The following is a 26,377-nucleotide window of genomic DNA, read 5'->3' as shown; positions in this document are numbered from 1 at the left end:
GTCGAAGCCGGGGGATCAATGGCTCGGCAACCGACGACGTGGCTGCAGGTCAGCGCGCAACGCTTTCTGACGCGACGCATGGAGCATGCGTTGGTGCGCAACGATATTGGCATGCGCGACGACCCATTGCGCGCGCAGTCGTTGGCGCTGGCAGCGGGGTGCGTCGTCGCCGTGATCATCGTCGCGGTGTGCGCCATTCTGGCGATCATCAAGCCGCACGGCACACTCGGGACGGCGCAGCTCGTGCTGACCCGGGAGACGGGCGCGCTGTACGTGCGGCTCGGCGACACCTGGCATGCCACGCCGAATCTCGCCTCGGCCCGGCTCGCCGTTGGCGCCGCTGTCGACCCGCTGGTCGTCACACGGCAGGCGCTCAGCGGCGTGAAACGGGGCCCGGCCGTGGGCATTGCGGGTGCGCCGACGATCGGTGTGGCCGCGCCGCTACGGGTGTGGGTGGTCTGCGACGGTGCGGACACCGTCGTCATCGCCGGTGACGAGGTCCCGTCGGTGCGGCGATTGGACCCCACCCGCACCGTGCTGGTCACCCCGCGCGGCGAGAGTGCGGCCATCACCTACCTGCTGTACGACGGGCAGCGCGCCGAGGTCGACCTGCGCAACCCGGCGGTTGTGCGTGCGATGCGACTCGATAGCATTGCACCACTGCCTGTTTCGCGGGCGCTGCTTGATTCGGTGCCGGAGGTCGCGCCGATCGCCGTCCCGCATATCGAGGGTGCGGGATCGGCCGGGCCGCCCACGCTGGGTGGCGCTCGGGTGGGCGCTGTCGTCCGAGTGTCGCGTGCGGAGGCCGCAGATTATTACGTGGTCCTCGCCGATGGCGTGCAGCGCATCGGTGAGATGGCGGCCGACCTGATCCGCTTCGGCTACCCCGCAGGCCCAGCGGCCGTGCTCACCGTGGCACCGGCGGCCATCGCGGCGACCCCCGTGGTGGAGAGCATCCCTCTCGCGACGCTGCCGGATCGCGCTGGCACACCAGTCGGCGCGGCGGCGTCCGTAGTGGTGTGTGCCCGGTGGCAGGTCGGCGCGATCGAGGCCACGACGAACACCGCTGTCCTGGTGGGGAGGTCACCGGCGGTCGAGGACGGGATGATTCTGGCCCAGGCGGATGGCGACGGACCTGCCATCGACCGCATCGCGATGCCTGCCGGCAACAGTGCCTACGTCGGGTCCGCGCGGATCGTTGGGGACGACGGGCGCACTGGGCCGAGGTTCGTCGTCACCGCCGAGGGAGTGGTTCACGGCATTGCCGACGATGCCGCGGCCAGCGCACTGGGACTGTCCGAACCCCTCGGTGGCGCACCGTGGCCGGTCCTGTCCCGGCTACCGCGCGGACCGGAGCTCAGCGTCGACGGCGCCTCCCGGGTTCATGACGCGCTCGTTGCGACGCCGTAACTGGTTGGTCGACAACGCAATCGCCGCGGCCACCACGGCGATACATGCCGCCGCGCCGCCGAACGCGATGCCCCGGGGCGCGCCGGTCTCGACGGCCGGCAGAGAGGCTGGTGCGGCGACCGTCGGGCCCGGCGTGCGACGGCTTGCCTGATCGCCCGGTCCGTCGCTGCTCACGGCGGCGAGTGCATCGACGGCGCCATAGCCCACCATCGGATCCCAACCAGCCGAGGGCTCAATCGAGGTGTCGATGATGCGGTGCATCACCTGCCTGGCCGTGAGCCCAGGGGAGCGCGACCGGATGAGCGCGGCGATGCCCGACACCACGGGGGCCGAGTAACTGGTTCCCGAAAGCGGCTTGGCTGCTGTTGAATTCGTTGTGGACAATTCCGGCGCGGTGTCGATGAGACCCTCGCCGTCGGGATCCAGTGACACCAGCCGCTCCCCGGGTGCCGCGACGTCCACCCACGGCCCGGCGAGGCTGAACGCCGACGGTCGGCCCGCATCGTCGAGTGACCCCACGGTCAGCACGTAGTCGTCGTACCAGCTCGGACTGACCACCACCTTGACGCCGTCCCAGTCCGGGCGGCCGCCGTTGACGGGGTTCTGCTGATCGCATCGGCCATGGCCGCCGACGTTGCCCGCCGCCGCGACGACCACGACGTTCTTGACGTCGACGGCGTAGGCGAGTGCCGCACCCAGCGCCCTGTCGTCGATGGACTCCGATGCCGGTGCGCAGGCAACGGACGAGACGTTGATGACCGTCGCGCCCGCATCGGCCGCCGTGCGGATCGCCCTGGCCAGGGTCTCCACGTCGCCGACACCGGGCCCCGACTGGTCACCCGAGCGGCGAAAGACGTTGCTCGACTGCCGGATCGCCAGAATTTCGGCATCCGGCGCGATCCCCGCGAAGCCTTCGCCACCGGCGGGTGCCGAACCGATCAGCCCGGCCACGATGGTGCCGTGCCCGTCGCAGTCCTCTGTGCCGTCACCGGTGCCGACGTAGTCGCCACCGGGTAGCAGGCGGGGGAGCAGGTGATGGCGGGCCACGCCGGTGTCGATCACGGCGACCGTCTGGCCCGCACCACGGGTCAGCCGCCACAACGCCTGCAACTCGGTCGACCGCAGTGGTGGCCGACCGGCGGGCTCGGCCGGAGTGTGCATAACCTGGCACTCGCCGATGAGCTCGGTGGGCCCGGGCGGTGCGGGTGACGCAGGCCTGGGCAGTGCGCCGTGCTCGACGGCCGGTGGTGCCACGGCCGCGGCGGACGGTGTGGCGAGGGCCGCCGTCAGCACGATCACGGCCAGAACGGCGGCGATTCGCGCGGTCATGGTGAGTGCCACCCGCGGGCCACCGCGTACAGACCGCCGACCCAGCACGCCAGGGGGATGATCGCGGTGAGCGCGACGTAGTCGATGATGTCCAGGCCGCGCCCGATCGACGAGACGAGGCCGGGTCGTCCGGCGGCGATGAGCCCGCCTGCGATGACGAACGCCGCACACCACGGCGCGAGCACTGCCGACGCGTCCGCGATGATCGCCAACGCGACAGTGGCGCATATCAATCCGGCTGCGGTCAGGGCCGTGCAGCGGGTCGGAACTGCATGGACGCGAGCCCTCAGCACGAGCGCCAAGCCCACGACGGCGGTGAACGCCGCCCGGCGCAGCGGGTCTGCACCGTCATGGAGATGAGCGATGAACACCAGTGTGGAACCCGCGGCTGCGCCGCAGGCGCCTGCCGCAACGAGTCCGCTCAGCACGGCGTGACCGCGGGCGGCGCGATCGGGCACATCGGCGATATGCCCTCCCGGTGTGAGCCGGGCCAGTGCAGTCGCAAGCCGGGCCGATACCGCGAGCAACGCGAGCGACACGAGGGTCACGATCGCACCGGTCGCCACCGGCGGCGTGGCAACGCCCATCGGCACCGCACTCGACAGTGCGACGATGATCGAGAATGCGCCTGCGGCAATCAGACTCGGTGACCACAGGTCAGTCCACCTTGCCAACAGCGCCGCCGCGGAGCATGCCGCCACAGCCGCCAGGAAGACATTGGCTGCCGCAGGGCCCGACGGAACAGCCAAGAAACCGGTGACGGCGCACATCGTCACCGCAACGATGCGCAGCGTCGACCGGTGCGGTGCCGATATCGCCAGCGCCATCACCATGCACGCAGCCACCGCGGTGATGACCAGTTGCACGATCCGCTCGGTGGTGAGTCCCGTCCAGGCCAGTGCGACCGCTCCGGTCAGCAGCGCCCACCCGCAGAGGATCTCGGCGACGGGTGACGTCGACCGTGTGTCGGGCGCGGCCGCCACCGTTGCGCACGGATCCCACTCGCTGTGTCGGAGTGGTGGTGGGGTCTGTGACGACAGCACCAGCACATCGCCGTCTCGCACATTGTTCTCGGCAAGCGTCAGCGCGAGGTCGATGGGCTGCCCGGTCACCCAACCCAGGTGCCACCGTGTTGGCTCGCCGGCACGGCGGTTGGTCGGGCCTGCGAGGTCGACGACCGTGGGGAGCAGCGCGTGGACGCTGATGGTGCTCGGCAGCGCGATATCGACGGTTCGCGCGGCGTCGCCGTACTCCGCGTGAATGGACAACCGGCACAGCGACATCGGCTCACCCCCCGGTACGTTGATGCCTCTGCAGTCACCGTAGCCGAGTCCGGACCGGTGCCCGTGCGCCAATATTCGATGGAACCAAGCTGGGCCCTGGCGCGTCCAAGCACCGATGGAACTTTCGCATCCTGTGCGCCTGCCGGCCCCACCGGTCGACATCGGTGACGTCGTCGTGGACCGGCCACCCGACGTACCGCGGCTCGTGCCCGCCGACCCGATGTCGCGGCTGCTTCCCGTGGTGATGCTTGTCGCCGCGGGCGGTATGGCGGCGCTCTACTTCACCTCGGGGCTCGGATCGCGCGGACCGATGATGCTGCTGTTCCCGGTCATGATGGCAGTGTCGGTCCTCGGATCCGTGGCCTACGGCATGCGCGGTACCCGCCGCACCGGCGAGCTGAACTCCGACCGCAGGGACTATCTCTGCTACCTGGCTGCCGTCGACGATGCCGTGACCAGAACCGCCGACGCCCAGCATCACTCGTCGTGGTGGAGTCATCCCGATCCGGCGGCGCTGTGGACGCTGGCGGGCGGCGAACGCATGGGGGAGCGGCGCCAGGGGGATGCGGACTTCTGTCACGTCCGGGTGGGGCTCGGGGTGTGTCGACCGGTGGCGGCGCTGATCGCACCCGATGTGGCGCCGGCTGGGTCCGCTGACCCGGTGACCGTTGACGCAGTGCAACGGCTTGTCGACGCGCGCTCCGGCGTCGCCGAGATACCGGTCACGGTCGGTCTGCGTGGTCACCGCATCGTCACCGTCGAAGGCGAGGCCGCCGCGGCACGGGCGCTGGTGCGCGCGATGGTGTGTCAACTGACGGTGCTCCACGATTCCGATGAGGTGAGCGTGGTGTCGGTCGTCGACGCAGCGACTGCGCGGCACTGGGAATGGATGAAATGGCTTCCCCATCACCAGCATCGACGTGAGTCCGATGACGCGGGTTCGGCCCGGTTGAGGTATGACGGCCGACTCGACACGCTGCCGTCGGTGGATGCCGAGCACGTCGTGGTCGTTGTGGATGGCGGCGAGGTGACTGCAGATCTCCCTGCGACCGGGGTGAGCGTGCTCGTGGTCGGCACCCAGACGGGCGGCCCGGTGACGGTTCTCCTCGACGGAGCGGGCGTCGACACACTCGCGGTGCCCGATGCCATGCCAATGGCCGCGGCGCTGACCTGCGCACGGCGCCTGGCCTCCCACACCGGCGGTGCGCACCGTCGGTCCGACGATGCGCCGGGCTGGCCGGACCTGGTGGGCATCGGCGATCCCTGCCGAATAGACCCCGCGCGAACCTGGCAGGGTCGCACGGCCGCCCGACATCTGCGGGTACCGATTGGCCGCGGCGACGACGGCCAACCGGTCGAGCTGGACCTGAAGGAGGCGGCGCACGGCGGGATGGGACCGCACGGACTCTGCGTCGGTGCCACCGGTTCCGGAAAGTCGGAGCTACTCCGCACCCTGGCGTTGGGCCTGGTGGCGACCCACTCACCCGACGTGCTGAACCTCGCCCTCATCGACTTCAAGGGCGGCGCAACGTTCCTCGGCTTCGAGAGGCTTCGCCACGTCGCGGCCGTGATCACCAACCTCGCCGATGAGGCCCATCTGGTCTCCCGGATGCGAGACGCGCTGTCCGGTGAGATGAACCGCCGGCAGGAGATCCTGCGCACGGCGGGCAACCTCGCCAACGTCACCGTGTACGAGGAGGCCCGGGCCGCAGGGGCTCCGCTGGCGCCGTTGCCGGTGTTGCTCATCATCGTCGACGAGTTCTCCGAACTGCTGGCCCGACAACCGGACCTCGCCGAGATGTTCGTCGCGATCGGACGCGTCGGGCGCTCGCTCGGCATGCACCTGCTGCTGGCGAGTCAGCGTCTCGACGAGGGAAGGCTCCGCGGGCTCGAGACCCATCTGTCCTACCGGATCTGCCTGAAGACGTTCTCCGCCGCGGAGTCCCGTGCGGTCCTCGGCACCGCTGACGGATACGACCTGCCGAACACACCGGGGATGGCGCTGCTCAAGACCGCCGACGGTGATCTGATGCGGTTCCGGTCCTCGTACGTCTCCGCGCCCATCGTCGCTCAGGTCCCCGAGATCGGTGAATCGACGTTCATCCCAACGGTGTTCACTGCGGCGCCGGTCGGGGTGCGGCGTGACGGTGCGCACAATCCTCAGGCCGAGACGTCGGGTGCCAGTGTCGTGGACGTCGTTCTGAACGGGCTGTCGGATGCCGGAACGCCAGCGCATCAGGTGTGGTCACCACCGTTGAGCGCATCGCCGACCCTGGACCACGTGCTCGCCTGCGGTGACCGTCTCGCGCCCCTGAACGTACCGATCGGCCTGGTAGACCGACCGTTCGACCAGCGTAGCGACCAGCTGATCGTGGACCTCGGCGGAGCGGGCGGCAATGTCGCCGTGGTTGGTGGCCCTCGGGCGGGCAAGTCGACGGCGCTGCGCAGTCTCGTTCTGGCCCTGGCCGCGACACACTCGCCGGAGACCGTCCAGATCTACGGCCTGGACTTCGGCGGTGGCACGCTGGCGGCGACACGGGCGCTGCCGCACGTCGGGGCCGTCGCGGGACGTTTCGAGTCGGACCTGGCCCGACGTATCGTCGCCCAACTCGAATCCATGGTGTGGCAGCGTGAGTCGCGCCTGCGCCGCGACGGCGCGCATACGGCGTTCGATGGGGGTTTCGCGGATGCCCACGGTCACGTCCTCCTCGTGATCGATGGGTGGGCCGCCGCACGTGCCGAACTCGACGGGCTCGAGGAGTCCGTCACCGCGCTTGCCGGTCAGGGTCTGGCAGTCGGTGTGCATATCGTCGTGGCGTCCTCGCGGTGGGCCGATCTGCGACCCGCGCTCAAGGACCGGATCGCGACCCGCATCGAGCTGCGACTTGGTGATCCTGCCGAGTCGGAGATGGACCGCGGACGGGCCAGAGGGCTCCTCGATCGTCCACCCGGGAGGGGCGTCACACGTGAGGGCCTCGAGCTGGTGATCGCGTTGCCGCGGCTCGACGGTGTGCCGACCGTGGTGGATCTCGATGACGCGCTGCACACCGCCGCACATCAACTGCGTACGCGCCACGGCGACCTGATGGCGCCACCCGTGCACCTTCTGCCGGCCACAGTCGACCTCGACACGGTCACTGCCCGCACCGGGGCGGCGACATCGACCCGGATCCCGATCGGCGTCGGGGACGACGACTTGCAGCCGCTCGCCGTCGAATTCGACCGTCAACCGCATCTGATCGTGCTCGGCGAGTCCGAGTGCGGGAAGACCTCGACGTTGCGCACGCTGTGCCGCGCCGTCACCGGGGGCCTCGACGCAACGGCAGCACAGCTGATGATCATCGATCCACGCCGGACCCTGCTGGGTGTCGTCGAGACCGACCACCTGCTGGGCTATGCGGTGTCGGCCGCCGGCGCACAGCCTCATCTCGCCGAACTGTCCGCCCGGCTGCGCGCCCGTCTGCCTGGCGCAGGTGTCACACAACGACAGTTACGCGAGCGCTCGTGGTGGACGGGGCCCGAGGCCTGGGTGATCGTCGACGACTACGACCTGATCGCCGAATCCGCTGACGGCAACCCTCTGCTCGGCATCCTTGACTTACTCCCGCATGCAGGTGATCTCGGTTTGCACGTGGTGGTTGCGCGACGCTCCGGCGGTGCCGCCCGGGCGATGTACGATCCCGTTCTCGCTCGCCTGCGTGACCTGGGCTGCATGGGGTTGATGATGAGTGCGCGCGCCGATGAGGGCCCGCTGTTCGGATCGCTACGCCCGACGGTGCAACCGCCGGGTCGGGGCACGCTGATCCGCCGCGGGATCGGTGATCAGCTCGTCCAGATCGCGTGGACGGATGTGCCGTCGTGAGCAGCGCCCCCGCCGTCGTGCTGGTGGGGCCGGCCACGACACGTGGTCCGAGTGATGTACCGGCCGACCGCGATGCCGAGGCGTTGGCCTGCGTCGACGACGATCTCGCGCTGATCGATGATCGGGTGGTCTCCGTCGACGCGCTGTGGTCGGAGGTGCTGCGACATGCGGTGGGCGAGCACACCGACGCGGTGCTTCTCGTCTGCCCGTCATGGTGGACGGCGACGCGCATCCGCCGGGTCACCACGGCCGCCGAGGAGACGTTTCGAGACGTCTCTGTCGTGCGGCGTGGGGATGCGTTGCACGCCAATGCGCTTCACGCGGTCGTCGAGATCGCTCCGGAGCTGATCGCGATTTCGGCACCCGGGTTGTCGACGGCGCTGGTGCCGAGGGTCGGCGACCGTTGTGACGTCGTGAATGCCGCGATCAGCCGGCTTCGTCATGTCGATCGCGTGGTCATTGATCCATCGACGGACGTGGACGCCGCGGACCTCGTCGACGACATCACCCGAGATCTACAAGGGCGCGGTGTTCCCGTCACGGTCACCGATGACGCCGCGGTCGTCGCCGCGGCGACGCTCGAGCACCAACGTCGATCGTCGGGTGAACGGCGCTGGTTGCGGCGACGCCTCGAACCACGTGTTGTCATCGCAGCGGGCGTCGTCCTGTCGGTGTCGGTGCTGGCGGCCCTCGGCGCGCGGCATGACGCCGAATCCCCTGGTGATGACCAGGCCTGGCTCGTCGAGGGGCGGGTGGCCGTCGAGGTGCCGGCCGACTGGAGCACCGAGCGCATTGTGGTAGGTCCGGGATCGGCTCGCGTGCAAGTGGTGTCACCCACGGATCCGATCCAGGCGATACACGTCACGCAGTCCCCGATACCCAGGGGCCAGTCGTTGGCGGCGGCCGCCGAGATGGTGCGAACCGCGCTGGGGCAGCAACCGGACGGCGTCTTCGGCGACTTCGACCCGGCAGCCCGCGTCGAGGACGAACCCGCGATCACCTATCGCGAGACGAGATCTGACCGCGTTGTCGACTGGACGCTGGTGCTCGACGGAGGTGTCCGCATCGCCATCGGCTGCCAGAGCGCCCCAGGCGGGCCCACCCCCGACGCCGTATGCCGCCACGCGATCCGATCGGCGCACGAGTGGGAATGAAAATCGTTCGTGGCCAATGGAACCGATCGGACCCCGGCCGCGTCTTATACCTAGACCTCACTACGAAGGACCTCACTACGAAGGACCTCACTACGAAGAAGGGGACACGATGACAACTCCGGCAGGTGGTGCACTCACCACCGACCTCGAGCTGATGACGGCAGTCGCGGGCAAGATCGACGCGCGCAACGAGGAGGTGCGCGCGATGTTGGGCGCATTCATCGGCCAGATGAGCGGCGTGCCGCCCTCGGTGTGGGGTGGTGTCGCCGCAGTGCGGTTCCGTGACGTCGTTGCGCGGTGGAACGCGGAGTCGATCACGTTGCACACCGCGTTGGCGCGCATCGCCGAGACCATGCGCCTCAACGAACACTCACTGCGAGACGCCGCGGATACGCACGCGGCGCGTATCGGCGCCACAACTGCGGCGCTGTAGCCCGACATTCCCCACCGAAAATGGAGCACTCATGGATCCGGTTCTGTCATACGACTTCAACGAGATCGAGTTCGCCGTGCGACAGCAGATCCACGCCACGTCGGCCCGGTTCAACGCTGCGCTGGACGACCTGCGTGCGCAGATCGCGCCGTTGACGGCGGTCTGGACCCGGGAGGCCGCCGAGGCGTACCGCGTTGAGCAGGCCAGGTGGGATCAGTCGGCCGCCGCGCTCAACGACATCCTGTTCCGGCTGGGCAACGCCGTCCGGGACGGTGCCGACGATGTCGCCAGCACTGACCGGCGCGCGGCCACCGCCTGGGGGATGTAGCCCGGAGCCGCCGAGACCCCTGGGTGGTCCCGCAGGAGGAGAGCCTGCGGGACCGCCCAGTCTCACCGCCCGCCCGGCCGGTTGGGATAGGGTGGTTTCGGTGACGTGGCCAGCGGAAACAGGGCCCGCACGAGGAGTGTGATCGCCGGTGAGTGCCTCGAGGACCACGGGCGGCGGGGCCACGGACCAGCCGCCCGGATCGGCCGTGCGCGCGATGCACGAACTCTTCGTCGCCGGTGAGGTCGACGCGAGCTATCTGGACTCCTCGCCACTGCGCAAGGTGGTCGCCGAAAGCTGGCAGCGCAGCCTCGCCATCGGCGTTGACCCCGACCACGGCGGCGCCGAACTCTCCTGGGCTGCCCGTACCCTCGACGAACTGCGCGCCAGCCACCCGCTGGCCGCCGCGCTACCGGTCATCCGCCGGCTTCTTGTCGAGGACGCATCCGATGCGGGCGTGGTGGTCGCGGTGATGGCCGCCGACGGCACCCTGCTGTGGGTCGAGGGCGACCCGGTCGCCCGGCGCAGGGCCGAGACCATGAACTTCGTCCCCGGCGCGGACTGGAGTGAGCGACGTGCCGGTACCAACGCACCCGGCACGGCGGTGGCGCTGGACCGCGAACTGCAGATCCGGGGCAGCGAGCACTTCTCCCGCATCGTGCAGCCGTGGAACTGCACCGCGGTGCCCGTCCACGATCCCGCCACTGGCCTGGTGCTCGGGGCCATCGACCTCACCGGCGGCCCACAGGTCGCCTCACCACAGACCCTCGCCCTGGTCAGAGCCACCGCCGTTGCCATCGAGAACCACCTCGCGCTGCTGGCGCTCACCCGATCCGCCGATGCCGCGGTGCACCGTGCCCGCCTGTCGGTCCTTGGCGCCGGACGCCCCCGGTGGACGTCCGAGGGTGGTCTGGACGCCTGCACGCTCACCGGCAGGCACGCGGACATCCTGGTGTTGCTGACCCGCCACCAGGAGGGTCTGAGCGCTGATCATCTCGCAATGTTGTTGGACGACAACGACCTCGACGCCGTGACGATTCGCGCCGAGATGTCCCGGCTGCGCCGCGTCATCGGGACCCAGTACGTCGGCTCCCGGCCCTACCGGCTGCTCGAGCCCGTCGACAGCGACCTGGGGGACGTGTTCGAGGCCCTGCGGCGCGGCGATGTCGCGGCCGCGGTATCGCACTACCGCGGGGAGCTGCTACCGCAGTCGGTGTCGCCGGCGATCGGCCGCCTGCGCGCCGAACTGTCCACGAGCCTGCGCGCAGCGGTGCTCGGCACCGGCGATATCGCGCTGCTGAACCGTTGGCTCGAACTCCCCGAGGGACGCGACGACCGCGACGGCTGGCGCATCCTGCACGACGGCGTGCCCGCGGGGTCGGTACAGCGCGCCACCGCGAGTGGACACCTCGCCGGCCTCGATCTCGACATCGGCTGACCTCAGAACCTGAGTAGGCCGACGTCGTCGCAGCTCAGATGTGGTGTGAATGCGAGTTGTCAACGCCCGTAACCCATCCCACGATGGATGTCATGGATCACCACAGCTACGCCGCGTTCCTGCCCGCCGAGTACACCTCCGACATGGTCGAGCCGACGACGACGTGGTGGTCGTGGCGCGACATGTCGGTGCACATCGCTCGGGCCGCCGTACCCACGGCGGCAGTGCGCGCCATGGTGATCCACGGTGGCGGCGGGTACTCGGGTGCGCTGTGGCCCGCTGCGGCCGCGGCCGTCGGCGAGGGTGTCGAGGGCACCAGCCGGTGCATGACGCGGTGCAATCCCGGCCGGTCGGAATGCAGGTCCACCAGCGCCGCCAACATCGCGCGCACCGTCTCGTCGAAGGGCGGGTGCTCGGCGCGTAGTTGGTCGAAAACCCTCTGCATGCGGTCGCCGGCGGCGATGACGTGCCGCTCGGCGAGTGTGTGCAGCAGCGTCTCCTTATTGGGAAAGTACTGGTAGAGGGTGCCGACGGATACCCCGGCACGTTCGGCGATGCGGTTGGTGGTGGCCGACATCCCCTCCCGGGAGAACACCTGCGAGGCGGCTTCGAGCAGCACGTTCACGGTTTCCCGTGACCGCCGCTGGCGAGGAGTCCTCCGTGGTCCGTCGATGACTTGCAGTCTGCCCGCCGATGCAACCGTGCTGCAACGGTCGCACTCGTAGTGTTAGTGACGACCGACACACTTGTGGCGTCTGACTAGCAGGAGAGATCGCGCATGACTGTTTACGCACGTCCGGGTACCGAGGGCGCCGTGATGTCCTTCCAGTCCCGTTACGACAACTTCATCGGCGGCGAGTGGGTGGCACCCGTCGGCGGCGAGTACTTTGCCAACCCCACCCCGGTCACCGGTGAGGTGTTCTGCGAGGTCGCCCGTTCGACCGAGGCCGACATCGAGAAGGCGCTGGATGCCGCGCACGCCGCGGCCCCCGCCTGGGGTAAGACCTCACCGGCGGAGCGCGCGCTGATCCTGAACAAGATCGCCGACCGTATCGAGGAGAACCTCGAGTCGGTCGCGGTCGCCGAGTCATGGGACAACGGCAAGCCGGTCCGCGAGACGCTCAATGCCGACATCCCGCTGGCCATCGACCACTTCCGCTACTTCGCCGGATGCATTCGTGCGCAAGAGGGTTCACTGTCGCAGGTCGACGAGGACACCGTCGCCTACCACTTCCACGAGCCGTTGGGCGTGGTCGGGCAGATCATTCCGTGGAACTTCCCGATCCTGATGGCCGTGTGGAAGCTGGCGCCGGCGCTGGCCGCGGGTAACGCCATCGTGCTTAAGCCCGCCGAGCAGACCCCGGCCTCGATCCTGCACCTGTTCTCGATCATCGGCGACCTGCTCCCCGCGGGTGTGGTGAACATCGTCAACGGGTTCGGCGTTGAGGCGGGCAAGCCGCTGGCGTCGAGCAACCGAATCGCCAAGATCGCGTTCACCGGCGAGACCACGACCGGCCGGCTGATCATGCAGTACGCGTCGCAGAACCTGATCCCCGTCACCCTGGAACTCGGCGGCAAGAGCCCGAACATCTTCTTCAACGACGTGATGGCGGCCGCCGACGACTACCAGGACAAGGCGCTCGAGGGCTTCACCATGTTCGCCCTCAACCAGGGCGAGGTGTGCACCTGCCCGTCGCGCAGCCTTATCCAGGCCGACGTCTACGACGAGTTCCTCGCGCTGGCCGCAATCCGCACCAAGGCCGTGCGCCAGGGCGATCCGCTGGACACCGAGACGATGATCGGGGCGCAGGCCTCCAACGACCAGTTGGAGAAGATCCTGTCCTACATCGAGATCGGCAAGTCCGAGGGCGCCAAGGTGCTCACCGGCGGTGAACGCGCCGAACTCGGCGGCGATCTCAACGGTGGCTACTACGTCGCGCCGACGATCTTCACCGGCCACAACAAGATGCGGGTGTTCCAGGAGGAGATCTTCGGGCCCGTCGTCGCGGTCACGTCGTTCAAGGACTACGACGAGGCCATCAGCATCGCCAACGACACCCTCTACGGACTCGGTGCGGGAGTGTGGAGCCGCGACGGCAACACCGCCTACCGGGCCGGTCGCGATATCAAGGCTGGCCGGGTCTGGACCAACTGCTACCACCAGTACCCCGCACACGCCGCATTCGGTGGGTACAAGCAGTCGGGTATCGGCCGCGAGAACCACAAGATGATGCTCGACCACTACCAGCAGACGAAGAACCTGTTGGTCAGCTACTCGAACAAGGCGCAGGGCTTCTTCTGACCCGAACCGCATAGTTCAACCCGAACACCGTCGTGGCGGCGGACGTCGATTTCGTATTGCCCAAAATCGGCGTCCGCCGCGTCCGCAGAACAACAGAAGATCCGATATCAGCAAACAGCATTCGTAGGAGCGGCACCATGACTCAGACCCTGAACCCACAGCCCGAGACCGGGACGGACGTCATGCGCGCCGCGGTTGTGACGAAATTCGGTGCTCCCCTGGAGGTTTCCGAACTCGATCTGCCCAAGCCCGGCCACGGCGAGGCGCTGGTGCGGCTTGAGACCTCTGGGGTCTGTCACACAGATCTGCATGCCGCACACGGTGATTGGCCGGTCAAGCCGAGCCCACCGTTCGTACCCGGCCACGAGGGCTACGGCACTGTCGTGGCGCTCGGTCCCGGGGTCGATGACCTCGCGGTCGGTGACAAGGTGGGCAATGCGTGGCTGTGGTCGGCGTGCGGGAGCTGCGAGTACTGCCGCACCGGCTGGGAGACGTTGTGCGAGAAGCAACAGAACGGCGGTTACTCGGTCAACGGCAGCTTCGGCACCTACATGTTGGTCAATACCGCCTACGCGGCGCGTATCCCGGACGGCTGTGACCCCGTCGAGGTGGCGCCGATCCTGTGCGCCGGTGTGACTGTCTACAAGGGCCTCAAGGTCACCGACACCCGGCCGGGGCAGTGGGTCGCGATATCCGGTGTCGGCGGGCTCGGCCACGTCGCCGTGCAGTACGCGCGGGCGATGGGCCTGCGGGTGGTCGCCATCGACATCGACGACGCCAAGCTGGCGCTGGCAGCTCGGTTGGGCGCGGAGATCACGGTCAACGCCAAGACCTCTGACGTGGTGGCCGAGGTGCAGAAGGCCACCGGCGGTGTGCACGGCGTCCTTGTGACCGCGGTGCACCCGCAGGCGTTCGGCCAGGCGATAGGGCTGGCTCGACGCGGCGGCACCATTGTGTTCAGCGGTCTTCCCCCGGGTGACTTCCCGGCGCCGATCTTCGACATCGTGCTCAAGGGCCTGACGATTCGCGGGTCGATCGTCGGAACCCGCCAGGACATGGTCGAGGCGCTCGACTTCTATGCCCGAGGTCTGATTCATCCCACGGTGGAGACCGCCGCTCTGGACGAGATCAACGACGTCTTCGGCCGAATGGAGCGCGGCGAGATCGAAGGACGAGTCGTCATCGACTACCGGTAGCGGTTCACCGCTGCGCCGCAGGGCGGGGCGCGGACCGTGAAAATTACTGTTAGAGCAGCTAATTCAGTTCACATTAATTGTTTGTCAACTCTGGACGGAGGGCGGCAGGGGAGTGCTACGTTCTATCCAAAGGTTGGATTACGGACCTTTAAAAAACCATCTGGCCGATGCCGCCGCAGCGCATCACCACGGCAAGGGCATTGCAACTGAAGGAGTTTCAAGTGGCGGGCGTTGAAGAGCATCTGGAAACCGCAGACTATCTGCAGAAACGGCAGCTCAAATCGGGCAGCGCGGGCTGGCTGTTGTTGGCCGGACTCGGAGTCAGCTACGTCATCTCCGGTGACTACTCGGGCTGGAACTTCGGTCTAGAGCAGGGCGGTTTCGGCGGGCTGGCGATCGCCGCCGTCATCATCGCCGGTATGTACCTGGCTCTCGTGCTGGGTATGGCCGAGCTGTCCTCGGCGCTACCGGCGGCGGGCGGCGGTTACACCTTCGCGCGTCGCGCGCTCGGGCCGTGGGGTGGATTTGCCACCGGCACAGCCATTCTCATCGAGTACGCGATCGCACCCGCTGCCATCGCAACCTTCATCGGCGCTTACGTCGAGTCGCTGGGGCTTTTCGGCATCACCAGCGGCTGGTGGATCTACCTGGCGGCCTACGCCCTGTTCATCGGGATTCACCTGGCCGGCGTCGGCGAGGCGCTCAAGGTGATGTTCGTGATCACCGCCATCGCCCTGGTGGGCCTGCTGGTGTTCGCGGTCGCCGCCGTCGGCCACTTCGACCTGGCCAACCTCACCAACATCGCTCCCACCGACGCGGCCGGTGCGTCCAGCTTCCTGCCACACGGCTACCTGGGCATCTGGGCCGCGATCCCGTTCGCCATCTGGTTCTTCCTCGCGATCGAGGGCGTGCCGCTGGCCGCCGAGGAGACCGCGAACCCGGAGCGCAATGTTCCGCGCGGCATCATCGCCGGTATGGGTGTCCTGCTGGTCACCTGTGTGACGGTGCTGATCCTCACCACGGGAGCCGGTGGCGCGGAACAGATGTCCACATCAGGCAACCCACTGGTCGAGGCGCTCGGCGACGGTACCGCCGCGAAGGTCGTGAACTACATCGGATTGGCTGGCCTGATCGCCAGCTTCTTCTCGATCATCTACGCCTACTCCCGGCAGCTGTTCGCGCTGTCGCGGGCGGGTTACCTGCCGAGGGCGCTGTCGGTGACGAACTCCCGCAAGGCGCCCACGCTGGCGCTGATCGTTCCCGGTGTTATCGGCTTCGTGCTGTCGCTGACCGGGCAGGGCGACCTGCTGCTGAACATGGCGGTCTTCGGCGCCGCGCTCAGCTACGTGCTCATGATGGTCAGCCATATCGTGCTGCGCCGCCGCGAGCCGGATATGCCGCGGCCCTACCGGACCCCTGGCGGTGCGATCACGACCGGATTCGCCCTTGTCATCGCGGTTCTCGCGGTGATTGCGACATTCCTGGTCAATCCCGTCGCGGCCGGCTGGTGCCTCGCCGTGTTCGCCGCATTCATGCTGTACTTCGCGGTCTACAGCCGCCACAAACTGGTGGCCAACTCGCCCGATGAGGAGTTCGCCATGCTCGCGAGGGCGGAGAGCGAACTCAAGTGATCTACCGGCAACAGGTCGCGGGTGAGTCCTACGCCTTCGACGGACTGATCGAGGTGATGGCCAAGGCCACACCGCTGCGCTCGGGCGACCAGCTCGCCGGATGCGCGGCCGAACACGACGCGGAACGCGCCGCCGCGGCGTGGGTTCTGGCGGACCTGCCGCTGGACACCTTTCTCAACGAGGCGATCGTCCCCTACGAGACAGACGAGGTCACTCGGCTGATCTTCGACAGCCATGACCGCCAAGCCTTTTCGGTGATATCGCATCTGACCGTCGGTGGCTTCCGGGACTGGCTGCTGGACGCCGCATCGCGCGATGACGGCGCCGCGGATCTTGCCGCCGTGGCGCCGGGCCTGACCCCGGAGATGGTCGCCGCCGTCAGCAAGATCATGCGCAACCAGGACCTCATCGCGGTCTCGGCTGCCATCGAGGTGACCGCATCGTTTCGAACCACGGTCGGCAGGCGCGGAACGCTGGCGACGCGGCTGCAACCCAACCATCCGACCGATGACCCCCGCGGTGTCGCCGCAGCCGTGCTGGACGGGTTGCTCTTGGGATGCGGTGACGCCGTCATCGGTATCAACCCGGCCACCGACTCCCCGCAGGCCACGGCCGACCTGCTGCACCTCCTCGACTCCATCCGTACCCGCTACGACATTCCTGCGCAGTCCTGCGTGCTCTCGCACATCACCACCACGATCGGTCTCATCGAGGCGGGCGCACCCGTCGACCTGGTGTTCCAGTCGATAGCCGGCACCCAGGGAGCCAACACCGCGTTCGGCGTCGACCTCGCCCTGCTGCGCGAGGGCCGCGATGCCGGACGCAGCCTGCGCCGCGGAACCGTGGGGGACAACGTGATGTATCTGGAGACCGGACAGGGCTCGGCGTTGAGTTCGGGAGCGCACCTGGGTACCGGGGGCAAGCCCGTCGATCAGCAGACCCTCGAGACGCGCGCCTACGCGGTGGCCCGCGACCTGCAACCGCTGCTGGTCAACACGGTCGTCGGCTTCATCGGCCCGGAGTATCTCTACGACGGCAGGCAGATCATCCGCGCAGGGCTTGAGGACCACTTCTGCGGCAAGCTGCTCGGCCTGCCGATGGGTGTCGACGTCTGCTACACCAACCACGCCGAAGCCGACCAGAACGATATGGACACCCTGCTGATGCTGCTTGCGGCAGCGGGTGTGGCGTTCGTGATCACGGTGCCCGGGGCCGACGACGTGATGCTCGGCTACCAGAGCCTGTCGTTTCATGACGTGCTGGTGACGCGCCGCACGCTGGGACTGCGGCCCGCCGCCGAGTTCGAGGCGTGGCTGCGCACCGTGGGGATGGTCGACGACACCGGCCGCCTCACTCCCTTCGACGTCACCCATTCGGCGCTGCGTTCGCTGACCTCGGCGCCGACACCATGAGCGCCGAGAACCCCGCCGTCCGCGAGTTCTGGGACGAGCTGCGCAAGTCGACGCAGGCCAGGATCGGTCTGGGCCGCGCAGGGAATGCCCTGCCCACCAGGCAGGTGCTGGAGCTGGCCGCGGCCCACGCCGCCGCCCGCGATGCCGTGCATGTCCCGCTCAACGTCGATCGGCTGATCGGCGAGGTGCGCCAGGTGGGTATCGGCGAGCCAACCGTGGTGACCAGCCGCGCCGCCTCCCGCGACGAGTACCTGCGTCGGCCCGATCTGGGCCGGATACCGGCCGATACGACGATGGTGGCCGAGAGCGGAGCCGATATCGGCTTCGTCCTGGCCGACGGGCTCTCGCCGACCGCGCTGAGCCACCATGGCGCGGCTCTGCTGAAGGCACTGGCGACGCAGCTGGGGGACCGCTACACGCTGGCCCCGCCCGTCATCGCGACGCAGGCCAGGGTTGGGCTCGGCGACCACATCGGCGCACAGCTGGGGGTGCGGACGCTGCTGGTCGTCATCGGTGAACGGCCCGGCCTGAGCGTCGCCGACAGCCTTGGCATCTACCTCACCCACCTGCCGCGGCTCGGCTGCACCGACGCCAACCGCAACTGCATCTCCAACATCCACCCACCCGACGGTCTCGGGTACGCCGAGGCGGCCCGGGTCGCGGCGGGCCTGGTTGCGGGTGCACGTGAGCTGGGGCGATCCGGTGTGGACCTCAAGGACGCATCGCGAGACCCGACGCTTGAGGCCGCCAGCGCCACCGAACTTCGCTGAACCCCGCCCAACGTGAGCTCGTTGGTGAGTTCCTTGCGATTCTTCGCACACGAGCTCACGTTCGGCGTGTTTTGACCTGCGATGACGGCCCCAGGTAAGCTGCCTCGTTGGTGTGTGCTGCCCTGATGGGCATGCGGGTCCCGGGTCGATGTCGGTCGCTGGGGCGCCTGAGTGCACATACCGAGACCGGCACCCGGGTCACACCGGGATCCAACCCGAGAAGAAGAGGTAAGCGCTGTGCCTACGTACACGCCGAAGGCGGGTGACACCACGCGTACGTGGTACGTCATCGACGCCCAGGACGTGGTGCTCGGCCGGCTCGCCGTCGAAGCAGCCAAGCTGCTCCGCGGCAAGCACAAGCCGACGTTCACGCCGAATGTCGATGGTGGCGATTTCGTCATCGTCATCAACGCCGAGAAGATCGCCCTCAGCGGCGACAAGCTCACCAAGAAGTTCGCTTACCGCCACTCGGGTTACCCCGGCGGTCTGCGCAAGCGCACCATCGGCGAGCTGCTGATCAAGCACCCGACCCGCGTCGTCGAGAACGCGATCATCGGCATGCTTCCGCACACCAAGCTCAGCCGCCAGGTCCAGAAGAAGCTGAAGGTCTACGCGGGCCCCGAGCATCCGCACGCCGCGCAGCAGCCGGTTCCGTACGAGATCAAGCAGGTGGCCCAGTGACCGAGACCAACGACGTGACCGAGACGACCGAGGTCGTCGAGGTTGTTGAGACCCCCGAGGCCGTTGAGGTCGTCGAGGTTGTCGAGACCGCGCCTGTCGAGGAGTCCACTCCTCGCGAGCCCATCGTCATCGACCGCCCCATCCAGACCGTCGGCCGCCGCAAGGAGGCCGTGGTTCGCGTGCGCCTGGTGCCCGGCACCGGCAAGTTCCACCTGGATGGCCGCAGCCTCGAGGAGTACTTCCCGAACAAGGTGCACCAGCAGCTGATCAAGGCTCCGCTGGTGCTCGTGGACCGGGTCGACACCGTCGACATCTTTGCCCACCTCGACGGCGGCGGACCGTCCGGACAGGCTGGCGCGCTGCGTCTGGCCATCGCCCGGGCGCTCATCATCGTGCAGCCCGAGGATCGCCCGCCGCTGAAGAAGGCCGGCTTCCTCACGCGTGACCCGCGTGCCATCGAGCGCAAGAAGTACGGCCTCAAGAAGGCCCGTAAGGCACCTCAGTACAGCAAGCGCTGATCTTTCACAGCACTGTGTGACCGTGAGCGTGCGCGTCGAATTTGTCGGCGCGCACGCTCTCGGCGTTTCCAGGAGGGATGCGCATGGGTCGACTGTTCGGCACCGACGGGGTGCGCGGCGTCGCCAACCGAGATCTGACCGCCGAGCTGGCGCTGGCCCTGGGGTCGGCCGCCGCACGGTTGGGTACATACGACCGCTCCCGACGTGTCGCGGTCGTCGGCCGTGATCCCCGGGCCAGCGGCGAGATGCTCGAAGCCGCCGTCATCGCCGGCCTGACGAGTGAGGGTGTGGACGCGTTGCGGGTCGGCGTGCTGCCGACGCCGGCCGTGGCCTACCTGACCGCCGCGTATGACGCGGAGTTCGGCGTGATGATCTCCGCGTCGCACAATCCGATGCCCGACAACGGCATCAAGATCTTCGGCCGCGGCGGGCACAAGCTCGACGACGCCACCGAGGATCGCATCGAGGATCTCGTCCGGATGGGTCCGGGCCGCCGCCCCGAGGGCGCAGGCATCGGCCGCGTCCTCGAGGCACCCGATGCCCTCGACCGCTATCTGGACCACGCTGCAACGGCAATCGCCACGCGAGCCGACGGCCTGACCGTCGTCGTTGACTGCGCTCATGGCGCCGCATCGGTCGCCGCGCCGCAGGCCTACCGCGCGGCCGGTGCCACCGTCATCGCGATCAACGCCGAGCCGACCGGCCTCAACATCAACGACGGCTGCGGCTCGACCCACATGGACGTCCTGCAGCAGGCGGTACTGGCGCACGGCGCCGACCTCGGCCTGGCGCACGACGGTGACGCCGACCGCTGCCTGGCGGTGGATGCCGAGGGCAACGTCGTCGACGGTGACTCAATCATGGTCGTGCTGGCACTGGCCATGCGTGACGCCGGGGAACTGGTGTCGAACACGCTTGTCACTACGGTGATGAGCAATCTCGGTCTGCACCTGGCGATGCGTGCGGCGGGTATCGAGGTCCGGACCACCAGCGTCGGCGACCGCTACGTCCTCGAGGAGCTGCGCGCCGGTGGGTTCGCCCTTGGCGGCGAGCAGTCCGGCCACATCGTGATGCCCGCGCTGGGCACCACCGGCGACGGCATCATCACCGGTCTGCGGCTCATGGCGCGCATGAAGCAGACAGGGCTCACGCTGGCCGATCTGGCCGCGCCGATGCAGACCCTCCCGCAGGTTCTCATCAATGTGGCGGTGGCCGACAAGACGACGGTTGCGCAGGCGCCTGCCGTGCAGTCGGCCGTCGCCGAGGCCGAGGCCGAACTCGGCGGGACCGGGCGAATCCTGTTGCGGCCGTCGGGAACCGAGCAGGTGGTCCGCGTCATGGTCGAGGCCGCCGACGAGGACACCGCCCGGCTGCTCGCCCATCGGGTGGCGCAGTCGGTCAGCGCGCAACGCTGACCGAGCGTAACTGGCGCCGATCTCGCGGAACCGAATGGCCCGCCGCTGCGTCCTAGTCCTACATGGGACATCTCGATGCTGCACGGGTTCAGGTCGCGGCGCTTCGTGACGCCGCCCGCGACTACGATTCGCTCGCCGACACGGTCGCAACCGCGCGCCAGCACCTGGCAGGGCTGACGTTCGACGGCGCGGTGGCCGGACGGTCGCACGCGGCAAGGGGCGACGCGCTGCGAGCCAGCCTGGGGCAGCTTGAGGACGCGATGCGGCGGTGGATGGCGGCCAACGCGGGAATCGCTGCTGTGCTGCGTCTTTCAGCCGATCGCTATGCCGACGTCGACGCCCGATCAGCTAGCCGGCTGGGCTGAGCCGTGTCTGACGTCGCCGCCCGCCTCGCGCAGGGGCTGCCCGCGGTGGAGAACGCGGGCACCTACGTGGCCGCATGCCGGCAGCTCGGCTATCACGGTGTGTCGGACGCTTCGCTGCGCGAGTGGTACGGCACCGAGGATGGGATGGACCTCGCTGTCCTGCAGCGCGACTCCGATGCGCTCGGCACCGCCGCGGCCGCGGTCGAGGACGCCGCGCAACAACAGGTCGAGTTGGCGTCCCGGCTTGCAGGTGCGTGGTCGGGTCCAGCGGCGTCGGCTGCGCAGGACTTCCTGGCCCGCCAGAACGATGCCGCGGCGGCTGTGCGCGATGGCCTGGTGACCGCTGCCTCGGCGCTGGCGGCATTGCGCGACGACCTGTGGCAGGCCGTCAATGCCAAGGTGGACGCGGCGCTGGACATCGATGGCCGACCCTCCGGGCAGCGCGGTGACTGGTTGGCGGCAGCGCACACCGTGACGACCGGTGCCGGTGACGTCCCGACCGCCAGCGAACTGGTCGACCAGCAGGTTAAACCATTTGTGGACAACGATATCGGCGCGGAGTGGCTCAGTGAGATGCGTGCGGGATTCGACCGGGTGGTCGACGCGTTCGACACGGCGATTGCGAGGCTCGAGGCCAGTCCCGCTGCGAGATTCGATGTGCCGGGGGAGTCGGGCGCGGTGGGAGAGTCGGCCGCCGCCGCGCCGCCTCCGGCGTCGACAATGCCCGCCGCCGCGCCGCCTCCGGCGTCGACAATGCCCGCCGCCGCGCCGCCGCCAGCGGACTTCGGCGGCGGTATGCCCGCACTGGGTAGTGGCATGCCGTCGCTGGGCGGTGGGCTGTCCGGGTTCGGGCAGCAGCTGGCCGACCTGATCGGTGGATTCACCGGCTCCGCCGACCCGGGGCCCGACCTCGCTGAGCCCGACGACCTGCTGAATGAGCCCGGCGACGAAGGGCCCGATGAGGACCCGGTCGACGAGGAAGAACCCGACGAGCAAGAACCCGACAAGGACCCGGTCGAGGATGACGAGACTGACTCCGAGGACGGGGATCCGGACGTCGCGCCGGAGGAACCGGTGAAGCCCGTCCCCGAGCCGTTGTCTGTCCCCGAGCCGGTGGCGCCACCGCTGGCTCCGCCCGCGGCCCAGGATCTCGCGGCTCCGCTGCCCGCGGAGAAGACGCCGTGCGAGATCGCCGCCGAGGAGCTACCGCGCGTTGGTGAGTGAGTGCGGCCTAGCTACCAACGCCCAACGTGACGCCACTGCGAAGAATTCGCCGATTCTTCGCAGTGGCGTCACGTTGGGTGAAAGCTACGCCTAGTTGGCGCGTGACCCGCCGGAGCGACCCGACGATGAACTCGACGAGGTCGAGTAGGAGCGTGTCTGACCGCCACGTGAACGGTTTCCGCGCTGGCCACCGCCACCGCCGCCACCGCCGCGGTTGCCCGAGCGGGGATTCGCCGAGGAACGGCCGTCGCCGGCCGGACGCCTGCGCGGCGGGTTGTTGCGCTGCGGCTGCTCGGGAACGTCGAGGGCGATCGGTCCGGTGAAGGAGCGCTCGCCGGGGGCGATCTCCTGCAGGACGGGGTGCGAGGCGCCGTTGAACTTGGTGATGGTCGGCTTGACGCCGGCTTTGCGGGTCAGGGTGCGCACGTCGGAGACCTGCGCGTCGATCATGAGGGTTACGACAGTGCCCTCGTTGCCCGCGCGGGCGGTACGGCCCGACCGGTGCAGGTAGGCCTTGTGCTCGACCGGCGGGTCGGCGTGCACGACGAGGGTGATGTCGTCGACGTGGATGCCGCGGGCGGCGATGTCGGTCGCGACCATCACCGTGGCCGAGCCGTCCGAGAAGGCCGCGAGGTTGCGCGTGCGTGCGTTCTGAGAGAGGTTGCCGTGCAACTCGACTGCGGGGACGCCGCGCGCGTTCAGCTTGCGGGCAAGGCCTTTCGCGCCGTGCTTGGTCCGCGCGAAGACGATGGTGCGGCCAGGTGAGGCAGCCAGGTCGCTCAGGACCTCGAAGCGTGCCGCGTTGTCGACGTGCAGCACGTGATGCGCCATCTCGTTGACCGGCGACTGCTCCGAGTCGACGCTGTGCGTGACGGGGTCGTGCAGGTAGCGCTTGATCAGCACGTCCACGCCGCCGTCCAACGTCGCCGAGAACAGCAGGCGCTGGCAGCGATTCGGGGTCTTGTCAAGCAGACGCTTGACCGGCGGCAGGAAGCCGAGGTCGGCCATGTGGTCGGCCTCATCGAGCACGGTGATCTCCACCGCGGAGAGGTCGGCATGACGCTGCTGAACGTGATCCTCGAGCCGGCCGGGGCAGGCGATGACGATGTCGACGCCCTTGCGCAGCTTGTCGATCTGCGGGCCCGCGCCGACGCCACCGAAGATCGTGACCGACTTCAGGTTCGTGGCGGCGGCCAGCGGAGCCAGCGCCGCGTCGATCTGGGCGACCAGTTCACGGGTCGGGGCCAGGATGAGGGCGCGGGGCTTGCCGGGACGTCGCTCGGACTGCGTGCTCGCCAGCCGCGAGACGACGGGGAGCAGGAATGCGTAGGTCTTACCGGAACCGGTGCGGCCGCGGCCGAGCACGTCGCGCCCGGCGAGTGAATCCGGCAGCGTCGCGGCCTGAATCGGGAAGGGGGAGTCGATGCCGTTGGCAGCGAGCGTGGAGATGACGGCCTCGGGCAAGCCGAGGTCGGCGAATGAAGACATGTTTGGGTAACTCCGAAAGTCGAGTGGTCGTCCTGCCCGGCGCGGGTGATTCCGCGGCGCTCGGTTGACGATCGAGGAGGTCGATTAGTCGCCTCCGGCGAAGCGACAAAAGGCAGAACAGACGATGCCGCTGAGGACCAGCATACCCAACGAAGTGGTAAGGCCCGAATTATGAGGTGAGCGTCACCAATTCCTCGACGAAACGGACCTGCTCGGCGGTGTCCGCGCCCATCGGATGGACGAGCATGGTTGTGACTCCGGCCTCGGCGTAGGCGGCCAGGCGTTCCTTGACGAAACCACGCGGTCCGATCAGTGACACGTTGCGGACCAGGTCGTCGGGAACGGCGGCGATGGCCTCATTCTTCTTGCCCGCCAGGAACAAGTCCTGAATGCGATCCGCCACCTCGCCATAGCCATATCGGGTGGCCAGGTTGTGGTAGAAGTTCTTGCCGCGCGCGCCCATGCCGCCGATGTACAGCGCGAGTTGGGGTTTGGCCCATGCCAGGCGGTCTTCCACGTCGTCGCCGATGGCCAGCGATGCCGACACCATGACATCAAGCGGACCCAACGCCGGGTCGCGCTTGGCCAGGCCGGCGCGCAGTGCATCGCCCCAGACCGAGTCTGCTCGTTCGGGATAGAAGAACAGCGGTTGCCAGCCCTCGGCGATCTCGGCGGTCAGTTCTACGTTCTTCGGGCCTAGTGCGGCGATCGCGATCGGAATGCGTTCGCGGACCGGGTGATTGATGAGGTGCAGTGGCTTTCCCAGGCCCGTGCCGCGGTCGGCTGGCAGCGGAAGCTGGTAGTACTTGCCGTCGTAGTTGACGTCCTCGCGGCGCCACACCTGCCGGCAGATGTCGACCACCTCGCGGGTGCGGCCCAGGGGTGCGTCGAATGGGACGCCGTGGAAGCCCTCCATCACCTGCGGGCCCGAGGTGCCGAGGCCCAGCAGGAAGCGGCCGTCGGAGACGTAGTCCACGCCGGCCGCGGTCATCGCGAGCAGCGACGGGGTGCGGGTGTAGATCGGGACCACGCCAGAGCCGAGTTCGATGGTCGAGGTCTTGGCGGCGAGGTAGCCGAGCTGGCTGATGGCGTCATACGAGTAGGCCTCGGGGACCAGCGCGATGTCGACACCGACCTTCTCGAGTTCGACGACCTGGTCTGCGGCCGCCTTGAAGTCGCCGGCGTAACTCAGGAAGATTCCGGTGCGCATGAGTGGTTTATACACCAACCAGTTGGTTGGACCCCTCGTCAGGGCTTCAGGAGTGCGACAACCTTGTTCTCCAGAGCGACGGGGTCGTCGGCGAACGGATCCACCACGTGTGTCCTGGGAAGCACGGCCTCGGGGTCGGCGAAGTCGCGGTAGGTCTTATCGCCCGTGAGCTGGAACAGGAGGTAACCGGTGGTCAGCGCGCGCACGGTCTTCTGCGTGCCGCGGTCGGCGCCCGGCAGCTTGAACACCCGAGCCAGCCGTCGGCCCTCCACGAGGCCGCCCGCCGTTGCCTTGTCGACGGTGCGCAGGGTCGCCGGCCTCCACGCCCGTGCCAGCTCGACCGCATTGGATCGCAGCGACATCGGATCGCCGGGATCGGCCAGGATGAGGCCTGGCATCTTCAGTGCCCTGGCGGGCTCCTGAGCGGGCGGTTTGGACACCGTCGGGAACAGGGACACCGCCGTCTTGAGCTTGCCCGGCATGCCAGCGGCGGCGAACACGGCCGCCGAACCGCCGAAGCCGTGCCCGACGACGCCGAGTTTGGTGGGGTGCACGCTGATCTGCCCCGGCCCCAGCCGCACCCCGCTGATGATGTCGAGTGCGCTGCCCAGGTCGAACGCGAGATTCATCACCGACGGCGCGATGCTGGTCTCGGTGTTGGGGGCCGCTGCGACGATGCCCCACGACGCCAGGTGCTCCAGTGTGCCGAGGTAGCGGTCGGTGCCGGCCAGCCAGTCGTGACCGAATGCGATGCCGGGTAGGTTCATGCCCGACTCGGGGGTGAACACCACCCCGGGCAGTCCGGCGAAGGCCAGGTCACCGCGTAGAACGCGATGTGGGCCCCGGCGCGTCAAGGAAGCGAACAGCTTCTTGGTCTTGGCCACCCGATGACCGTAGCTCACCAGGGCCGACGGACGCTGACGGGCGCCGA

General features: G+C 68.4%; 22 protein-coding genes. 16 read left to right on the top strand and 6 right to left on the bottom strand.

Features of this window, described 5'->3' with window-relative positions; all coding sequences use genetic code 11:
• The first annotated feature begins 18 nt into the window (after positions 1-18).
• A complete protein-coding gene (eccB, locus tag ACZY0X_RS00750; protein ID WP_463767711.1) occupies positions 19-1,410 on the top strand; it encodes a type VII secretion protein EccB in 1,392 nt (463 codons plus the stop codon).
• Here eccB and mycP read toward each other — a convergent pair.
• Together mycP and eccD are read right to left on the bottom strand one after the other, a co-directional pair.
• Positions 1,339-2,739, bottom strand: coding sequence for a type VII secretion-associated serine protease mycosin (mycP, locus tag ACZY0X_RS00745; protein WP_463767710.1), 1,401 nt, complete (start codon positions 2,737-2,739; stop codon positions 1,339-1,341). The genes eccB and mycP overlap by 72 nt on opposite strands.
• Complete coding sequence (gene eccD, locus ACZY0X_RS00740; protein ID WP_463767709.1) at positions 2,736-4,022, bottom strand: type VII secretion integral membrane protein EccD; 1,287 nt, start codon at positions 4,020-4,022, stop codon at positions 2,736-2,738. Before eccD ends, mycP begins: the two co-directional genes overlap by 4 nt.
• 115 nt (positions 4,023-4,137) lie before the next feature.
• On the opposite strand from eccD, the gene eccCa reads away from it, so the two are divergent.
• From eccCa to ACZY0X_RS00715, 5 genes are all read left to right on the top strand, one after another.
• Complete coding sequence (gene eccCa, locus ACZY0X_RS00735) at positions 4,138-7,884, top strand: type VII secretion protein EccCa (RefSeq protein ID WP_463767708.1); 3,747 nt, start codon at positions 4,138-4,140, stop codon at positions 7,882-7,884.
• Positions 7,881-9,038 carry a type VII secretion-associated protein gene (locus tag ACZY0X_RS00730; protein ID WP_463767707.1) on the top strand — a complete coding sequence of 386 codons (1,158 nt, stop codon included), beginning with the start codon at positions 7,881-7,883 and terminating at the stop codon, positions 9,036-9,038. Before eccCa ends, ACZY0X_RS00730 begins: the two co-directional genes overlap by 4 nt.
• A gap of 109 nt (positions 9,039-9,147) precedes the next feature.
• Entirely contained in the window at positions 9,148-9,471 is a 324-nt protein-coding gene (locus tag ACZY0X_RS00725) for a WXG100 family type VII secretion target (RefSeq protein ID WP_463767706.1), read from the top strand.
• 31 nt (positions 9,472-9,502) lie between these two features.
• On the top strand, positions 9,503-9,799 hold the full coding sequence (locus ACZY0X_RS00720; RefSeq protein WP_241400722.1) for a WXG100 family type VII secretion target: 297 nt from the start codon (positions 9,503-9,505) through the stop codon (positions 9,797-9,799).
• A 148-nt stretch (positions 9,800-9,947) separates the two neighbouring features.
• Positions 9,948-11,234 carry a helix-turn-helix domain-containing protein gene (locus ACZY0X_RS00715; protein WP_463767705.1) on the top strand — a complete coding sequence of 429 codons (1,287 nt, stop codon included), beginning with the start codon at positions 9,948-9,950 and terminating at the stop codon, positions 11,232-11,234.
• Between the two features lie 106 nt (positions 11,235-11,340).
• Here ACZY0X_RS00715 and ACZY0X_RS00710 read toward each other — a convergent pair whose 3' ends face one another.
• Positions 11,341-11,859: a TetR/AcrR family transcriptional regulator gene (locus ACZY0X_RS00710; RefSeq protein WP_463767704.1), complete on the bottom strand. Its 519-nt coding sequence runs from the start codon at positions 11,857-11,859 to the stop codon at positions 11,341-11,343.
• Positions 11,860-12,012: 153 nt separating this feature from the next.
• Here ACZY0X_RS00710 and adh point away from each other — a divergent pair, with 153 nt between their 5' ends.
• The 10 genes from adh to ACZY0X_RS00660 all read left to right on the top strand — a co-directional run bounded on the left by adh (position 12,013) and on the right by ACZY0X_RS00660 (position 22,748).
• Positions 12,013-13,536 (top strand): aldehyde dehydrogenase, encoded by a 1,524-nt coding sequence (adh, locus tag ACZY0X_RS00705; RefSeq protein WP_463767703.1) that lies wholly within the window; start codon positions 12,013-12,015, stop codon positions 13,534-13,536.
• A 137-nt stretch (positions 13,537-13,673) separates the two neighbouring features.
• Complete coding sequence (gene adhP / locus ACZY0X_RS00700) at positions 13,674-14,732, top strand: alcohol dehydrogenase AdhP (RefSeq protein ID WP_463767702.1); 1,059 nt, start codon at positions 13,674-13,676, stop codon at positions 14,730-14,732.
• 221 nt (positions 14,733-14,953) lie between these two features.
• Positions 14,954-16,363 (top strand): ethanolamine permease, encoded by a 1,410-nt coding sequence (eat, locus tag ACZY0X_RS00695; protein ID WP_463767701.1) that lies wholly within the window; start codon positions 14,954-14,956, stop codon positions 16,361-16,363.
• Complete coding sequence (locus ACZY0X_RS00690; protein WP_463767700.1) at positions 16,360-17,775, top strand: ethanolamine ammonia-lyase subunit EutB; 1,416 nt, start codon at positions 16,360-16,362, stop codon at positions 17,773-17,775. Before eat ends, ACZY0X_RS00690 begins: the two co-directional genes overlap by 4 nt.
• On the top strand, positions 17,772-18,545 hold the full coding sequence (eutC, locus tag ACZY0X_RS00685) for an ethanolamine ammonia-lyase subunit EutC (protein WP_463767699.1): 774 nt from the start codon (positions 17,772-17,774) through the stop codon (positions 18,543-18,545). Before ACZY0X_RS00690 ends, eutC begins: the two co-directional genes overlap by 4 nt.
• Before the next feature lie 237 nt (positions 18,546-18,782).
• Positions 18,783-19,226: a 50S ribosomal protein L13 gene (gene rplM / locus ACZY0X_RS00680; RefSeq protein WP_241400708.1), complete on the top strand. Its 444-nt coding sequence runs from the start codon at positions 18,783-18,785 to the stop codon at positions 19,224-19,226.
• A 122-nt stretch (positions 19,227-19,348) separates the two neighbouring features.
• Positions 19,349-19,744, top strand: coding sequence for a 30S ribosomal protein S9 (gene rpsI, locus ACZY0X_RS00675; protein ID WP_463768716.1), 396 nt, complete (start codon positions 19,349-19,351; stop codon positions 19,742-19,744).
• 83 nt (positions 19,745-19,827) lie between these two features.
• The gene (glmM, locus tag ACZY0X_RS00670) at positions 19,828-21,159 is read left to right on the top strand and encodes a phosphoglucosamine mutase (RefSeq protein WP_463767698.1); all 1,332 of its coding nucleotides are present in this window, start codon (positions 19,828-19,830) and stop codon (positions 21,157-21,159) included.
• A gap of 62 nt (positions 21,160-21,221) precedes the next feature.
• Positions 21,222-21,524 carry a type VII secretion target gene (locus tag ACZY0X_RS00665; protein WP_463767697.1) on the top strand — a complete coding sequence of 101 codons (303 nt, stop codon included), beginning with the start codon at positions 21,222-21,224 and terminating at the stop codon, positions 21,522-21,524.
• A 3-nt stretch (positions 21,525-21,527) separates the two neighbouring features.
• A complete protein-coding gene (locus ACZY0X_RS00660; protein WP_463767696.1) occupies positions 21,528-22,748 on the top strand; it encodes a hypothetical protein in 1,221 nt (406 codons plus the stop codon).
• A gap of 90 nt (positions 22,749-22,838) precedes the next feature.
• On the opposite strand, the gene ACZY0X_RS00655 is transcribed toward ACZY0X_RS00660, so the two are convergent.
• From ACZY0X_RS00655 to ACZY0X_RS00645, 3 genes are all read right to left on the bottom strand, one after another.
• The gene (locus ACZY0X_RS00655) at positions 22,839-24,236 is read right to left on the bottom strand and encodes a DEAD/DEAH box helicase (RefSeq protein WP_463767695.1); all 1,398 of its coding nucleotides are present in this window, start codon (positions 24,234-24,236) and stop codon (positions 22,839-22,841) included.
• 169 nt (positions 24,237-24,405) lie between these two features.
• Positions 24,406-25,446: an LLM class F420-dependent oxidoreductase gene (locus ACZY0X_RS00650; RefSeq protein ID WP_463767694.1), complete on the bottom strand. Its 1,041-nt coding sequence runs from the start codon at positions 25,444-25,446 to the stop codon at positions 24,406-24,408.
• A gap of 38 nt (positions 25,447-25,484) precedes the next feature.
• Positions 25,485-26,330, bottom strand: coding sequence for a dienelactone hydrolase family protein (locus ACZY0X_RS00645; protein WP_463767693.1), 846 nt, complete (start codon positions 26,328-26,330; stop codon positions 25,485-25,487).
• Positions 26,331-26,377: the final 47 nt, after the last annotated feature.

Source organism: Mycobacterium sp. IDUB_39 (assembly GCF_055419205.1).
This window is presented reverse-complemented; position numbering and strand designations above follow the sequence as displayed.

What these genes read in the sequence shown, in the direction of transcription:
- eccB (WP_463767711.1), top strand. Translation starts at nt 19, where the DNA reads ATGGCTCGGCAACCGACGACGTGGCTGCAGGTCAGCGCGCAACGCTTT.
- mycP (WP_463767710.1), bottom strand. Translation starts at nt 2,739, where the DNA reads ATGACCGCGCGAATCGCCGCCGTTCTGGCCGTGATCGTGCTGACGGCG.
- eccD (WP_463767709.1), bottom strand. Translation starts at nt 4,022, where the DNA reads ATGTCGCTGTGCCGGTTGTCCATTCACGCGGAGTACGGCGACGCCGCG.
- eccCa (WP_463767708.1), top strand. Translation starts at nt 4,138, where the DNA reads ATGGAACTTTCGCATCCTGTGCGCCTGCCGGCCCCACCGGTCGACATC.
- ACZY0X_RS00725 (WP_463767706.1), top strand. Translation starts at nt 9,148, where the DNA reads ATGACAACTCCGGCAGGTGGTGCACTCACCACCGACCTCGAGCTGATG.
- ACZY0X_RS00720 (WP_241400722.1), top strand. Translation starts at nt 9,503, where the DNA reads ATGGATCCGGTTCTGTCATACGACTTCAACGAGATCGAGTTCGCCGTG.
- adh (WP_463767703.1), top strand. Translation starts at nt 12,013, where the DNA reads ATGACTGTTTACGCACGTCCGGGTACCGAGGGCGCCGTGATGTCCTTC.
- adhP (WP_463767702.1), top strand. Translation starts at nt 13,674, where the DNA reads ATGACTCAGACCCTGAACCCACAGCCCGAGACCGGGACGGACGTCATG.
- eutC (WP_463767699.1), top strand. Translation starts at nt 17,772, where the DNA reads ATGAGCGCCGAGAACCCCGCCGTCCGCGAGTTCTGGGACGAGCTGCGC.
- glmM (WP_463767698.1), top strand. Translation starts at nt 19,828, where the DNA reads ATGGGTCGACTGTTCGGCACCGACGGGGTGCGCGGCGTCGCCAACCGA.
- ACZY0X_RS00665 (WP_463767697.1), top strand. Translation starts at nt 21,222, where the DNA reads ATGGGACATCTCGATGCTGCACGGGTTCAGGTCGCGGCGCTTCGTGAC.
- ACZY0X_RS00655 (WP_463767695.1), bottom strand. Translation starts at nt 24,236, where the DNA reads ATGTCTTCATTCGCCGACCTCGGCTTGCCCGAGGCCGTCATCTCCACG.
- ACZY0X_RS00650 (WP_463767694.1), bottom strand. Translation starts at nt 25,446, where the DNA reads ATGCGCACCGGAATCTTCCTGAGTTACGCCGGCGACTTCAAGGCGGCC.